Source organism: Lacinutrix sp. Bg11-31 (assembly GCF_002831665.1).
Classification (GTDB): domain Bacteria; phylum Bacteroidota; class Bacteroidia; order Flavobacteriales; family Flavobacteriaceae; genus Lacinutrix.
In genome coordinates this window covers 1,218,150-1,235,648 of sequence record NZ_CP025118.1, presented here as the reverse complement: position 1 = coordinate 1,235,648, position 17,499 = coordinate 1,218,150, and the positions used below count along the sequence as shown (strand labels likewise).

Sequence of the window (17,499 nt, the reverse complement as noted above, 5' to 3'; positions counted from 1 at the left end):
TTATTTTGTACCTAAATACAATGGACCAGTAATAGGGTCTAAACCACTTTCTCTTAATATTATAACATAATAATATGTGCCATTTGGAAGCTTGTCTGCTTTACCTAAAGATTGTTTAATAGCTTGACCACTCCAATCATTTTTATAATCTTTGGCATCATAAATTATGCCACCATAACGGTTAAATATTTGTAAATCTATTATGAAACCACATTTTAAGTCACCTTGTATAGTGAAGAAATCGTTATGTCCATCACCATTTGGCGTTACAGCTTTAGAAATAATAAACCCTTCGACACCACATGGTTTTACTACACATTCATCTGTAATTTGTATTGTAACTCTAATTGTAGCTCTACAATCTCCATTTGTTACAGAGTAATTAAATATATAATCACCAAGTTCTAAATCTATAGGATCGAAAGTTCCGTCATTATTTAAAATAACATCTCCTTGTTCTACTATCCATGTTCCAGAGTCGTCGATATCATCTACTAAATATAGGTAATCAAATAAATCAACTTCTCCATCAATAGTACAATGATCATCATTATGATCAATAACAAAATCTTCACTAACAACATTAACTATATGAGTATAAACGTTAGAGTTATCACAACTATCACTAACAGTCCATTCCCAAATAATTTGGTAATCTTCTCCATCACCAAGGTTATTATTTGTTTCATTAAAATCTATAGTAACATCTACATTAGAACATTCATCTGAAAACTCTAAAGTTGGAGGTACTGGAATTTGAGAACAGATAACATAAGATTCAGGCTCGATACTTGTTAATAAAGTAGGAGCAACCGTGTCTTCTATTGTTAAAGTAGCGATTAAAATCGATTCGTTTCCACAGTCATCAGCAACAGTATATGTTACTTCAATTGTTCCTCCAGCACCACAATCTGAATTTAAATTAACAAAAGCATAATTAGAGGTTACTGTATTTGTAGCTTCAGCATCACAAGCATCAACTCCGCAAGATAATAGAGTAGCAAGGTTTGTTGCGTTCCAATCATTAGCCATCGTTTCATTTTCACTACCATTACATTCTAAAGTCGTATCAGCCACATCAGTACATAAAGTTAAGTCTGGTGCAGTTGTATCTTCGATAGTTAAAGTAGCTGAAGTATTAATACTATTACCACAATCGTCTGCAATAGTATAAGTTACTAATACAGTACCACCAAGACCACAAGTTGAAACCAGGTTAGCAAAGTCGAAATCTGAAGTTACTGTGTAAACGGCATCAGCATCGCAATCGTCTGTTGGACAAGTTGTAAGTGCTAATATGTTAGCAGCATCCCATTCAGTAGCTAGTGTATCATTATTAGTTCCGCTACATTCTAAAGTCGTATCAGCCACATCAGTACATAAAGTTAAGTCTGGTCCAGTTGTATCTTCGATAGTTAAATTAGCTGAAGTGTTAATACTATTACCACAATCGTCTGCAATAGTATAAGTTACTAATACAGTACCACCAAGACCACAAGTAGAAACCAGGTTAGCAAAATCGAAATCTGAAGTTACTGTGTAAACGGCATCAGCATCGCAATCGTCTGTTGGACAAGTTGTAAGTGCTAATATGTTAGCAGCATCCCATTCAGTAGCTAGTGTATCATTATTAGTTCCGCTACATTCTAAAGTCGTATCAGCCACATCAGTACATAAAGTTAAGTCTGGTGCAGTTGTATCTTCGATAGTTAAATTAGCTGAAGTGTTAATACTATTACCACAATCGTCTGCAATAGTATAAGTTACTAATACAGTACCACCAAGACCACAAGTAGAAACCAGGTTAGCAAAATCGAAATCTGAAGTTACTGTGTATGTCGCATCAGCATCGCAATCGTCTGTTGGACAAGTTGTAAGTGCTAATATGTTAGCAGCATCCCATTCAGTAGCTAGTGTATCATTATTAGTTCCGTTACATTCTAAAGTCGTATCAGCTACATTAGTACATAAAGTTAAGTCTGGTGCAGTAGTATCTTCGATAGTTAAAGTAGCTGAAGTGTTAATACTATTACCACAATCGTCTGCAATAGTATAAGTTACTAATACTGTACCACCAAGTCCACAAGTTGAAACCAGGTTAGCAAAATCGAAATCTGAAGTTACTGTGTATGTCGCATCAGCATCGCAATCGTCTGTTGGACAAGTTGTAAGTGCTAATATGTTAGCAGCATCCCATTCAGTAGCTAGTGTATCATTATTAGTTCCGTTACATTCTAAAGTCGTATCAGCTACATTAGTACATAAAGTTAAGTCTGGTGCAGTAGTATCTTCGATAGTTAAAGTAGCTGAAGTGTTAATACTATTACCACAATCGTCTGCAATAGTATAAGTTACTAATACTGTACCACCAAGTCCACAAGTTGAAACCAGGTTAGCAAAATCGAAATCTGAAGTTACTGTGTATGTCGCATCAGCATCGCAATCGTCTGTTGGACAAGTTGTAAGTGCTAATATGTTAGCAGCATCCCATTCAGTAGCTAGTGTATCATTATTAGTTCCGTTACATTCTAAAGTCGTATCAGCTACATTAGTACATAAAGTTAAGTCTGGTGCAGTAGTATCTTCGATAGTTAAAGTAGCTGAAGTGTTAATACTATTACCACAATCGTCTGCAATAGTATAAGTTACTAATACTGTACCACCAAGTCCACAAGTTGAAACCAGGTTAGCAAAATCGAAATCTGAAGTTACTGTGTATGTCGCATCAGCATCGCAATCGTCTGTTGGACAAGTTGTAAGTGCTAATATGTTAGCAGCATCCCATTCAGTAGCTAGTGTATCATTATTAGTTCCGTTACATTCTAAAGTCGTATCAGCTACATTAGTACATAAAGTTAAGTCTGGTGCAGTAGTATCTTCGATAGTTAAAGTAGCTGAAGTGTTAATACTATTACCACAATCGTCTGCAATAGTATAAGTTACTAATACTGTACCACCAAGTCCACAAGTTGAAACCAGGTTAGCAAAATCGAAATCTGAAGTTACTGTGTATGTCGCATCAGCATCGCAATCGTCTGTTGGACAAGTTGTAAGTGCTAATATGTTAGCAGCATCCCATTCAGTAGCTAGTGTATCATTATTAGTTCCGCTACATTCTAAAGTCGTATCAGCCACATCAGTACATAAAGTTAAGTCTGGTCCAGTTGTATCTTCGATAGTTAAATTAGCTGAAGTGTTAATACTATTACCACAATCGTCTGCAATAGTATAAGTTACTAATACAGTACCACCAAGACCACAAGTAGAAACCAGGTTAGCAAAATCGAAATCTGAAGTTACTGTGTAAACGGCATCAGCATCGCAATCGTCTGTTGGACAAGTTGTAAGTGCTAATATGTTAGCAGCATCCCATTCAGTAGCTAGTGTATCATTATTAGTTCCGCTACATTCTAAAGTCGTATCAGCCACATCAGTACATAAAGTTAAGTCTGGTCCAGTTGTATCTTCGATAGTTAAAGTAGCTGAAGTGTTAATACTATTACCACAATCGTCTGCAATAGTATAAGTTACTAATACAGTACCACCAAGACCACAAGTTGAAACCAGGTTAGCAAAGTCGAAATCTGAAGTTACTGTGTAAACGGCATCAGCATCGCAATCGTCTGTTGGACAAGTTGTAAGTGCTAATATGTTAGCAGCATCCCATTCAGTAGCTAGTGTATCATTATTAGTTCCGCTACATTCTAAAGTCGTATCAGCCACATCAGTACATAAAGTTAAGTCTGGTGCAGTTGTATCTTCGATAGTTAAATTAGCTGAAGTGTTAATACTATTACCACAATCGTCTGCAATAGTATAAGTTACTAATACAGTACCACCAAGACCACAAGTAGAAACCAGGTTAGCAAAATCGAAATCTGAAGTTACTGTGTAAACGGCATCAGCATCGCAATCGTCTGTTGGACAAGTTGTAAGTGCTAATATGTTAGCAGCATCCCATTCAGTAGCTAGTGTATCATTATTAGTTCCGCTACATTCTAAAGTCGTATCAGCCACATCAGTACATAAAGTTAAGTCTGGTGCAGTTGTATCTTCGATAGTTAAAGTAGCTGTAAAAGCACTAGAATTCCCAGTGGCATCTGTTAGGGTATAAGTAACGAAAATTGTTCCTCCAAGACCACAAGTAGAAACTAGGTTTCCAAAGTCATAATCTGAAGTTACTGTAAAGTTATTATCACATGCATCAGTTGCACAATTTTGTAGTGCTAAAATATTTGCAGTATCCCAATTTATTGCGATATTTTCATTTTCAGTACCATTACATTCAACAGTTTCATCTAGAACATCACAATTAGAAATGTCTGGAGGTAATACATCTTCTATTAACTCAGTTATTATTTGAGATGTTGAAGTTTGGGTTGTTCCGGTTAGAACTTCTTGAGCAGTTGCAGTAGCTGTATTATTAACTTCTGTAGCGTCTATATCTATTTGAGTAACTAAATAAGTTGCTGTATATTCCCAAATTTCAGTTACATCTAATTGAGTGTCTCCATCGATATCTCCCGAAACAAATTCAATTAAAACTGGAGGAGTAGCGTTGGCTAATAATGGATCCGAAATAATTACATTTTCTAATGAAATACTTCCAGTATTAGTTACTGTGAATGTATAAGTTATTGTTTCATCAATCTCTGTACAATCATTTCCGTTCTCATTATTGAAAATTCCAGTTTTAACAATGTTAATACCAAAAGTAGGAGGACAGAATGTAATATCAGAACCAGTTGTATGTGTACTAGTTGCCGTTACATCGGTATCATTAAGAACTTCCACACCATTAGCAATTACTGTGTTGGTAATAATACCAGCATCAACATCAGCTTGAGTTACAGTATAATTAGGAGCAGTATAAATCCACGTTTCTGTAGGTTCAAGTACACCATCATTATTAGTATCACCTACAAGTGTAAGTAAGTTGTTATTTGTGTTATCAATGTTTAATAAAACATCTGTAATTAAGATATTATTTACAGATACTGTACCAGTATTAGTTAATGTGAAAGTATAAGTCATTTCACTATTAACAGTTAAACAAGGATCACCATTTGTAATAACAGCCGTTTTAACAATGTTAATACCAGAAGTAGGAGGACAGAGTGTAATATCTGTGTTATTCTCATCAATAATGTAAGTATCGGTTGCTTGAACAACAGGAGTTGCATTAGGCTCAAAACCATCAGCAGTTACTGTGTTGGTAATAATACCAGCATCAACATCAGCTTGAGTTACAGTATAATTAAGAGCAGTATAAATCCACGTTTCTATAGGTTGAAGAATATTATCTCCATCATCACCAGCAAGTGTAAGCGTTGCTGTAATATCACCACCTAATAAGGTATCGTTAATAGTTACCGTGTTAATTGATACTGTACTTGTATTTATTACAGTGAAAGTATAAATTATTTCACTACCAACATTTAAACAAGGTTCGCCGTTTGCAATAGTAGCAGATTTTACGATTGTAATAGTACCATCACCTTGACATAAAGTAATCACAGTAGCATCATCTGTAGTTGCTGTAGTACCAGAGATATCATTTACTGGCGCATCTGTAAGAACATTTTGTCCGTTAACCGTTGCTTGGTTTGTTACTTGAGCGGCATCAATATCAGCTTGCGTTACTGTATAGTCAGCAGTATATGTCCAAGTTTCCGTAGGATCTAATTCGTTATCATTATCAGTATCACCAGAAACCAATACAATAGCGACAACTGGGTTAGGAGCTTCAAGTAATGGATCAGTTAATACGATAGTATCGATAGAGACATTACCAGTATTTGTTAAAGTGAAAGTATAAGAAACAGTTTCACCAACATCAGTACAATTATCTTGATCTTCATCATTAAAGACTGCTGCTTTAACAAGCGCTATAGTTGTATCACCTTGACATAAAGTAATCACAGTAGCATCATCTGTAGTTGCTGTAGTACCAGAGATATCATTTACTGGCGCATCTGTAAGAACATTTTGTCCGTTAACCGTTGCTTGGTTTGTTACTTGAGCGGCATCAATATCAGCTTGCGTTACTGTATAGTCAGCAGTATATGTCCAAGTTTCCGTAGGATCTAATTCGTTATCATTATCAGTATCACCAGAAACCAATACAATAGCGACAACTGGGTTAGGAGCTTCAAGTAATGGATCAGTTAATACGATAGTATCGATAGAGACATTACCAGTATTTGTTAAAGTGAAAGTATAAGAAACAGTTTCACCAACATCAGTACAATTATCTTGATCTTCATCATTAAAGACTGCTGCTTTAACAAGCGCTATAGTTGTATCACCTTGACATAAAGTAATCACAGTAGCATCATCTGTAGTTGCTGTAGTACCAGAGATATCAGATACAGGCGCATCAGTCAATACGTTTTGCCCATTAACCGTTGCTTGGTTAGTCACTTGAGCGGCATCAATATCAGCTTGCGTTACTGTATAGTCAGCAGTATATGTCCAAGTTTCCGTAGGATCTAATTCGTTATCATTATCAGTATCACCAGAAACCAATACAATAGCGACAACTGGGTTAGGAGCTTCAAGTAATGGATCAGTTAATACGATAGTATCTATAGAGACATTACCAGTATTTGTTAAAGTGAAAGTATAAGAAACAGTTTCACCAACATCAGTACAATTATCTTGATCTTCATCATTAAAGACTGCTGCTTTAACAAGCGCGATTGTTGTATCACCTTGACATAAAGTAATCACAGTAGCATCATCTGTAGTTGCTGTAGTACCAGAGATATCAGATACAGGCGCATCAGTCAATACGTTTTGCCCATTAACCGTTGCTTGGTTAGTCACTTGAGCGGCATCAATATCAGCTTGCGTTACTGTATAGTCAGCAGTATATGTCCAAGTTTCCGTAGGATCTAATTCGTTATCATTATCAGTATCACCAGAAACCAATACAATAGCGACAACTGGGTTAGGAGCTTCAAGTAATGGATCAGTTAATACAATAGTATCTATAGATACATTACCAGTATTTGTTAAAGTGAAAGTATAAGAAACAGTTTCACCAACATCAGTACAATTATCTTGATCTTCATCATTAAAGACTGCTGCTTTAACAAGCGCTATAGTTGTATCACCTTGACATAAAGTAATCACAGTAGCATCATCTGTAGTTGCTGTAGTACCAGAGATATCAGATACAGGCGCATCAGTCAATACGTTTTGTCCATTAACCGTTGCTTGGTTAGTTACTTGAGCGGCATCAATATCAGCTTGCGTTACTGTATAGTCAGCAGTATATGTCCAAGTTTCCGTAGGATCTAATTCGTTATCATTATCAGTATCACCAGAAACCAATACAATAGCGACAACTGGGTTAGGAGCTTCAAGTAATGGATCAGTTAATACAATAGTATCTATAGATACATTACCAGTATTTGTTAAAGTGAAAGTATAAGAAACAGTTTCACCAACATCAGTACAATTATCTTGATCTTCATCATTAAAGACTGCTGCTTTAACAAGCGCTATAGTTGTATCACCTTGACATAAAGTAATCACAGTAGCATCATCTGTAGTTGCTGTAGTACCAGAGATATCAGATACAGGCGCATCAGTCAATACGTTTTGTCCATTAACCGTTGCTTGGTTAGTCACTTGAGCGGCATCAATATCAGCTTGCGTTACTGTATAGTCAGCAGTATATGTCCAAGTTTCCGTAGGATCTAATTCGTTATCATTATCAGTATCACCAGAAACCAATACAATAGCGACAACTGGGTTAGGAGCTTCAAGTAATGGATCAGTTAATACGATAGTATCGATAGAGACATTACCAGTATTTGTTAAAGTGAAAGTATAAGAAACAGTTTCACCAACATCAGTACAATTATCTTGATCTTCATCATTAAAGACTGCTGCTTTAACAAGCGCTATAGTTGTATCACCTTGACATAAAGTAATCACAGTAGCATCATCTGTAGTTGCTGTAGTACCAGAGATATCAGATACAGGCGCATCAGTCAATACGTTTTGTCCATTAACCGTTGCTTGGTTAGTCACTTGAGCGGCATCAATATCAGCTTGCGTTACTGTATAGTCAGCAGTATATGTCCAAGTTTCCGTAGGATCTAATTCGTTATCATTATCAGTATCACCAGAAACCAATACAATAGCGACAACTGGGTTAGGAGCTTCAAGTAATGGATCAGTTAATACAATAGTATCTATAGATACATTACCAGTATTTGTTAAAGTGAAAGTATAAGAAACAGTTTCACCAACATCAGTACAATTATCTTGATCTTCATCATTAAAGACTGCTGCTTTAACAAGCGCTATAGTTGTATCACCTTGACATAAAGTAATCACAGTAGCATCATCTGTAGTTGCTGTAGTACCAGAGATATCAGATACAGGCGCATCAGTCAATACGTTTTGTCCATTAACCGTTGCTTGGTTAGTTACTTGAGCGGCATCAATATCAGCTTGCGTTACTGTATAGTCAGCAGTATATGTCCAAGTTTCCGTAGGATCTAATTCGTTATCATTATCAGTATCACCAGAAACCAATACAATAGCGACAACTGGGTTAGGAGCTTCAAGTAATGGATCAGTTAATACGATAGTATCTATAGAGACATTACCAGTATTTGTTAAAGTGAAAGTATAAGAAACAGTTTCACCAACATCAGTACAATTATCTTGATCTTCATCATTAAAGACTGCTGCTTTAACAAGCGCTATAGTTGTATCACCTTGACATAAAGTAATCACAGTAGCATCATCTGTAGTTGCTGTAGTACCAGAGATATCAGATACAGGCGCATCAGTCAATACGTTTTGTCCATTAACCGTTGCTTGGTTAGTCACTTGAGCGGCATCAATATCAGCTTGCGTTACTGTATAGTCAGCAGTATATGTCCAAGTTTCCGTAGGATCTAATTCGTTATCATTATCAGTATCACCAGAAACCAATACAATAGCGACAACTGGGTTAGGAGCTTCAAGTAATGGATCAGTTAATACGATAGTATCTATAGAGACATTACCAGTATTTGTTAAAGTGAAAGTATAAGAAACAGTTTCACCAACATCAGTACAATTATCTTGATCTTCATCATTAAAGACTGCTGCTTTAACAAGCGCTATAGTTGTATCACCTTGACATAAAGTAATCACAGTAGCATCATCTGTAGTTGCTGTAGTACCAGAGATATCAGATACAGGCGCATCAGTCAATACGTTTTGCCCATTAACCGTTGCTTGGTTAGTCACTTGAGCGGCATCAATATCAGCTTGCGTTACTGTATAGTCAGCAGTATATGTCCAAGTTTCCGTAGGATCTAATTCGTTATCATTATCAGTATCACCAGAAACCAATACAATAGCGACAACTGGGTTAGGAGCTTCAAGTAATGGATCAGTTAATACAATAGTATCTATAGATACATTACCCGTATTTGTTAAAGTGAAAGTATAAGAAATAGTTTCACCAACATCAGTACAATTATCTTGATCTTCATCATTAAAGACTGCTGCTTTAACAAGCGCTATAGTTGTATCACCTTGACATAAAGTAATCACAGTAGCATCATCTGTAGTTGCTGTAGTACCAGAGATATCATTTACTGGCGCATCTGTAAGAACATTTTGTCCGTTAACCGTTGCTTGGTTTGTTACTTGAGCGGCATCAATATCAGCTTGCGTTACTGTATAGTCAGCAGTATATGTCCAAGTTTCCGTAGGATCTAATTCGTTATCATTATCAGTATCACCAGAAACCAATACAATAGCGACAACTGGGTTAGGAGCTTCAAGTAATGGATCAGTTAATACGATAGTATCGATAGAGACATTACCAGTATTTGTTAAAGTGAAAGTATAAGAAACAGTTTCACCAACATCAGTACAATTATCTTGATCTTCATCATTAAAGACTGCTGCTTTAACAAGCGCTATAGTTGTATCACCTTGACATAAAGTAATCACAGTAGCATCATCTGTAGTTGCTGTAGTACCAGAGATATCAGATACAGGCGCATCAGTCAATACGTTTTGCCCATTAACCGTTGCTTGGTTAGTCACTTGAGCGGCATCAATATCAGCTTGCGTTACTGTATAGTCAGCAGTATATGTCCAAGTTTCCGTAGGATCTAATTCGTTATCATTATCAGTATCACCAGAAACCAATACAATAGCGACAACTGGGTTAGGAGCTTCAAGTAATGGATCAGTTAATACAATAGTATCGATAGAGACATTACCAGTATTTGTTAAAGTGAAAGTATAAGAAACAGTTTCACCAACATCAGTACAATTATCTTGATCTTCATCATTAAAGACTGCTGCTTTAACAAGCGCGATTGTTGTATCACCTTGACATAAAGTAATCACAGTAGCATCATCTGTAGTTGCTGTAGTACCAGAGATATCAGATACAGGCGCATCAGTCAATACGTTTTGTCCATTAACCGTTGCTTGGTTAGTCACTTGAGCGGCATCAATATCAGCTTGCGTTACTGTATAGTCAGCAGTATATGTCCAAGTTTCCGTAGGATCTAATTCGTTATCATTATCAGTATCACCAGAAACCAATACAATAGCGACAACTGGGTTAGGAGCTTCAAGTAATGGATCAGTTAATACAATAGTATCTATAGATACATTACCCGTATTTGTTAAAGTGAAAGTATAAGAAATAGTTTCACCAACATCAGTACAATTATCTTGATCTTCATCATTAAAGACTGCTGCTTTAACAAGCGCTATAGTTGTATCACCTTGACATAAAGTAATCACAGTAGCATCATCTGTAGTTGCTGTAGTACCAGAGATATCAGATACAGGCGCATCAGTCAATACGTTTTGCCCATTAACCGTTGCTTGGTTAGTCACTTGAGCGGCATCAATATCAGCTTGCGTTACTGTATAGTCAGCAGTATATGTCCAAGTTTCCGTAGGATCTAATTCGTTATCATTATCAGTATCACCAGAAACCAATACAATAGCGACAACTGGGTTAGGAGCTTCAAGTAATGGATCAGTTAATACGATAGTATCGATAGAGACATTACCAGTATTTGTTAAAGTGAAAGTATAAGAAACAGTTTCACCAACATCAGTACAATTATCTTGATCTTCATCATTAAAGACTGCTGCTTTAACAAGCGCTATAGTTGTATCACCTTGACATAAAGTAATCACAGTAGCATCATCTGTAGTTGCTGTAGTACCAGAGATATCAGATACAGGCGCATCAGTCAATACGTTTTGTCCATTAACCGTTGCTTGGTTAGTTACTTGAGCGGCATCAATATCAGCTTGCGTTACTGTATAGTCAGCAGTATATGTCCAAGTTTCCGTAGGATCTAATTCGTTATCATTATCAGTATCACCAGAAACCAATACAATAGCGACAACTGGGTTAGGAGCTTCAAGTAATGGATCAGTTAATACAATAGTATCTATAGATACATTACCAGTATTTGTTAAAGTGAAAGTATAAGAAACAGTTTCACCAACATCAGTACAATTATCTTGATCTTCATCATTAAAGACTGCTGCTTTAACAAGCGCTATAGTTGTATCACCTTGACATAAAGTAATCACAGTAGCATCATCTGTAGTTGCTGTAGTACCAGAGATATCAGATACAGGCGCATCAGTCAATACGTTTTGCCCATTAACCGTTGCTTGGTTAGTCACTTGAGCGGCATCAATATCAGCTTGCGTTACTGTATAGTCAGCAGTATATGTCCAAGTTTCCGTAGGATCTAATTCGTTATCATTATCAGTATCACCAGAAACCAATACAATAGCGACAACTGGGTTAGGAGCTTCAAGTAATGGATCAGTTAATACGATAGTATCTATAGAGACATTACCAGTATTTGTTAAAGTGAAAGTATAAGAAACAGTTTCACCAACATCAGTACAATTATCTTGATCTTCATCATTAAAGACTGCTGCTTTAACAAGCGCTATAGTTGTATCACCTTGACATAAAGTAATCACAGTAGCATCATCTGTAGTTGCTGTAGTACCAGAGATATCAGATACAGGCGCATCAGTCAATACGTTTTGTCCATTAACCGTTGCTTGGTTAGTTACTTGAGCGGCATCAATATCAGCTTGCGTTACTGTATAGTCAGCAGTATATGTCCAAGTTTCCGTAGGATCTAATTCGTTATCATTATCAGTATCACCAGAAACCAATACAATAGCGACAACTGGGTTAGGAGCTTCAAGTAATGGATCAGTTAATACAATAGTATCTATAGATACATTACCAGTATTTGTTAAAGTGAAAGTATAAGAAACAGTTTCACCAACATCAGTACAATTATCTTGATCTTCATCATTAAAGACTGCTGCTTTAACAAGCGCTATAGTTGTATCACCTTGACATAAAGTAATCACAGTAGCATCATCTGTAGTTGCTGTAGTACCAGAGATATCAGATACAGGCGCATCAGTCAATACGTTTTGTCCATTAACCGTTGCTTGGTTAGTCACTTGAGCGGCATCAATATCAGCTTGCGTTACTGTATAGTCAGCAGTATATGTCCAAGTTTCCGTAGGATCTAATTCGTTATCATTATCAGTATCACCAGAAACCAATACAATAGCGACAACTGGGTTAGGAGCTTCAAGTAATGGATCAGTTAATACAATAGTATCTATAGATACATTACCCGTATTTGTTAAAGTGAAAGTATAAGAAATAGTTTCACCAACATCAGTACAATTATCTTGATCTTCATCATTAAAGACTGCAGCTTTAACAAGTGCTATTCCTTCCTCTGTACATAATGTAATCACAGTTGCATCATCTGTAGTAGTTGTTATACCAGAGATGTCAGATATAGTTACATTATCTAATGTTGATACTGTTACAGTAGCTTGATTAGTTACTTGACCAGAATCTATATTAGTTTGAGTTACTGCATATTCAGCAGTATATATCCATGTTTCTGTAGGATCTAATTCGTTATCATTATTTGTATCACCAGAAACCAATACAATAGGAACAACTGGGTTAGGCATTTGAAGTAATGGATCTGTAAGGGCTATATTATTTACATTTGCATTTCCTGTATTTGTAAGAGTGAAAGTGTAAGATATTGTTTCATCAACATTCGCACAATTATCTTGATTTTCATCATTAAATATAGCAGTTTTTACAAGTGCAATACAAGAGTCACTTATCGTAACAGGTAATGCAACTGTACAACCATATAGATCGGTTACAATGACATTATATGTATTACTAGCTAAATTTGTTGCAGTAGCTGTATTTTGATTAGATGTATCATCCCAAGCATAAGTATATGGTTCCATTCCTCCTGTTGGAGTAATAGTTGCCAGACCGTTAGAAGCTCCACAAACAACATTGGTTTGAGAAGTAATGGAAGCTGTAAGAGCAGTTAATGGACCAGTAATAGTATAAGTTTCACTAGCTTCACAGCCATTAAGATCAGTAGTTGTTACTGTATAAGAACCAACACCTAGGTTACTAATAGTTTGGGTAGTTTGAATTGGGTTAGTATCCCAAGAGTATGAATAATCACTTACAGAACCAACAGTTCCACCTGTAGAATTGGCAGTTAATTCACCAGTAGTATCACCAAAACATACTATATTAGTAATATTACCAGCGATAGTAACACCAACAATTTCACTAGGTTCTGTAATTTCTCTTGAAATAACAGCAGTACATCCTTTAATGTCAGTTACTGTTACTTCGTATAAACCAATTAATAAATTATTTAAATCTTGAGTTGTATTTGTAATGGCAACACCATCTTTAATCCATGAATATGTGTATCCTGGTGATCCACCACTAACTGTTAAATCTATAGAACCAGTAGCATCACCTTTACAAGCAACGGGATTAATTGCAATTCCAAGGCTTAAAATTGCAGGCTGTATAATTGTTATCGTCGTTGTTGTTGGACAAGCTTGAAAATCTAATACAGACACAGTATACTCACCAGCTTGTAATCCAGTAGCGCTATCTGTTAAATTAGTGGTATTAGTAGTTTGAATAACTGTATTAGTAGCATCAGTCCAAGTATATGTGAATGGTGCAGTTCCTCCAGTTATAGTTGCTGTTGCAGTTGAAGTATTTCCATTACAAAGAATTTCAGTAAAACTTCCATTTAAACTAATATTACAATTTATAGCATTTATAGTTGTGGTAGAAGTTGCAATACATCCCTTAGAATCTGTAACTGTTACTATATAATCTCCAGGAAGTAAGCTTCCTAAAGTTTGTGTTATTCCAATTTCTACTAATGGTGAATTTGCATTGGCCCATGAGTAAGTATATACAACTGTTCCTCCAGTAGGATTAGCTGTTACTTCTCCTTCAGTTCCATTTAAAGTTTGTTGATTTACATTGGTACTTGCATTAGCAACTAATACATCAACAGGCTCACCAATTGTTACACTAGCTTCAGAAAAACATCCTTTGTTATCAATAACAAGTACAGTATAAACACCAGTTATAATATTAGAGAGTGTAGACGAGTTACCACCAACTATTGTATTTGAAGAGTTTGTCCATTGGTATGTTAATGGAAGAAAGTTTGCTGTTACATTTGCCATGGCACTACCTGTAGCATTACCTTTACAATCTACATCTGTTGGTATTATAGAGTCTATAACTACAGCGGTATTACAATTAAAAGGATCGATAACAACACTATCCGTTGCAGAACAACCATTGGAGTCTGTAACAGTTACTTGGTATGTTCCAGGAGGAACATTAGAAACATTTTGAATATTATAAATACCAGTTTGAGAAGAACCATCAGTTTCTAAACTTAATAAATCCCAGACATAGGTTACATAAGTTAGAGAGCCACCAGTTGGAGTAGAACTTAAAGTCCCATCGTCGCAATTATTACATGTTTCATCTGTACTAGAAGCACCAGTTTGAAGTGCTGCAGTTGGTTCCGTAATAGTTACATTGACAGTATCAGTACAACCATTAGTATCGGTAACAGTAACCGTATAAGTTCCATCAGTTAAGTTAGAAGCAGTTGTTCCAGTTTGTACTGGCGAAGTATTCCATGAGTATGTGTATCCACCAGTGCCATCAACACCAGCAGCAGTTGCAGAACCAGTAGCTAAACCGAAACAAAGCACGTTAGTTTGTGCAGTAATTGTTGCATCAAGAACAGGTTGTGTTACGGTTAAAATTTGTATATGCTCTGTTGTTAAGTCACACTCATCTTTAGCAGTCCATGTTCTTGTTAATGTATAACTACCATTACATATATCTCCTAGTTGCTCCTCTGTAAAGATAACATCAACATCTCCACAATTATCATTTGCAGTTAATGTAGGTGCATTTGGAATACTATTAAAGTTTACCGTTTGATTAGGAGGTAAGCTTTCAATAAAAACAGGAGGTGTATTGTCTTCGACACTAATTGTTTGTGTATGTGTAACGGTTAAATTGCATTGGTCTGTAGCAGTCCATATTCTTGTTAATGTATAATTACCAGGACATGATCCATTAACTCTTGTTTCATCAAAAGTTACAACAGCAACTCCACAATTATCTGTTGCTTGAATTTCAGTAGGATCAGGAATGTTGTTGCAATCTACAGTAATATCTGTAGGTAAACTTGTAGAAAATTCAGGATTTGTAGTATCTAAAACAGTAATAACTTGTGTATAATTAGAAATGGTAACACCACATACATCTATAAAATTAAATGTATTAGTATAAGTACCATTATTAGCACAAGATTGATCTGCAACAAACCCTCCAGCATTTTTAACAGCTGTTAAACCAACACATGAAGCTACAGGAACAAGTGCTTGTGCTTGTTGTAATTTTAACGAGTTATTACATTCTACAGTTCTATCTAAATTCCCAGCAGCTGTATCCCAAGTTGCAATAGGTTGATTAACATTAATGGTGTATGGTAGCATATTACCAAGATTACAACCATCAACACCAGATGAACTTACAGTTGTTTGTGGATCAGGATTTATTTCTCCAACATAATTTGCAGAAAATTGAGTTCCAAATTCTAAATCGCATGAGTCTTCTAAAAAATAACACTCATCTTGAATAATAAATTCAAATTCTATAAATAATTCTGGGCTTCCTTGGTAAACTAATCCATTATCAACAGTAAAAGTTAAAACATTAGATACCAATGTGTAACTAACACCTGTAGGCAAATTATTTACTATTACGTTTGCTACTTGTGATGGCACAGTAGTAGATATAACTAAGTCTTTTACATCATCATTACCAGAGTTAATAATATTAAAATCAAAATTAATAGTACTTCCTGGATCTAAAGTAGCATTTCCAGAAGCTAAATTTAGAACAACAGGACTAATATCTGGTTTATAAACTTCTATAGCTAAACCCATAAGGTATAACCCATAAGTTTCTTGATTAGAAGTTAATCTAAAAGTAGCAGAAGTTTGGTTGTTATCTATTAATTTATTTCCATCGTTTTTTAATGGAAAGAGACCAGCATCAAAACCTAATGTATTTGTACTTGCAGGATTACGGTCGGTAAAATTATTACTACCATTACTATTACCAATAGTAATTCTACTGTTAAAAAAGTTACTTGCGTCTCTTAATGGAGAATCAATATCTACAAAAGTATTAGCTGTATTTCTAATTTGTAAGCGGTCTCCACTTAAATCTCTATCTCCTTCTAAAGCACCTATTAATGCATTCGATTTTACAGCTCCATTAGGAACTGTAACAAAACCATTAAAGTCAATATCAAAATTATTAGTTGAACTTGTTACATGTGCATAACCATCAAAAAGTGTAATATTTTTTTGTTTTAAGTCTGGGCTTTCATAAACAAAAACCACCTGCCATCCAGCAGATGTTCCAGTATTATTGCCATCGTGGGAAGATACCGAGCCTGTTTTTGCTTCAACATTTGCTACTTGGTATTTACCAAATGGGTTAGCTAAGTTACTTACTAAAGAAGAAATATCTTTTACACATACATAGGGATCATTTATAAAATGTGTAGTACGACCTCTAAATAAAACCTGGTCTGCAGTTAAGGTCGTATAAGTTGTTTGCCCAGGTAGCATTAACTTTACATCATCGAAATTCCAGCTTGGCTGGTTGTCTCCACCATTACTAAGTTCTTTATCTGCGGCTGCCCAATATAAATAAGCTCTTATTATAGATAAACACTTTGCATTAGGTGCAGGGTTTTTAAAATTAGCACTACTTGAGTTAAATGTTGTGGCATCACTATCAATATCTACATAGACATTATCTGTAAAATCGTGGTTACCAGCTTCTCCAACATAATCACCAGTAGCAGTTCTAGATAGCATATTATTTGCTACCATACCAAAATCTCCTTTTACAGCTTGATTAAACCTAGGAGTAAATTGTTGTTGTACTTGTGAAAAAACAGAAGTTAGACTTAAAAGCATAAGTGTAACTAACGTTAATTTTTTTATATGTAAAATAATAAGATTCTTCATAATCCAATTTTTGGAATA

At 35.6% G+C, this 17,499-nt stretch carries 1 protein-coding gene; it reads right to left on the bottom strand.

Going from position 1 to position 17,499, the window contains the following annotated elements; all coding sequences use genetic code 11:
• Positions 1–17,481 carry a gliding motility-associated C-terminal domain-containing protein gene (locus tag CW733_RS05560; protein WP_198520111.1) on the bottom strand — a complete coding sequence of 5,827 codons (17,481 nt, stop codon included), beginning with the start codon at positions 17,479–17,481 and terminating at the stop codon, positions 1–3.
• Positions 17,482–17,499 lie beyond the last annotated feature (18 nt).

Bases quoted from the DNA above. Each gene is read 5' to 3' on its own strand.
- CW733_RS05560 (WP_198520111.1), bottom strand. From the start codon at position 17,481: ATGAAGAATCTTATTATTTTACATATAAAAAAATTAACGTTAGTTACA.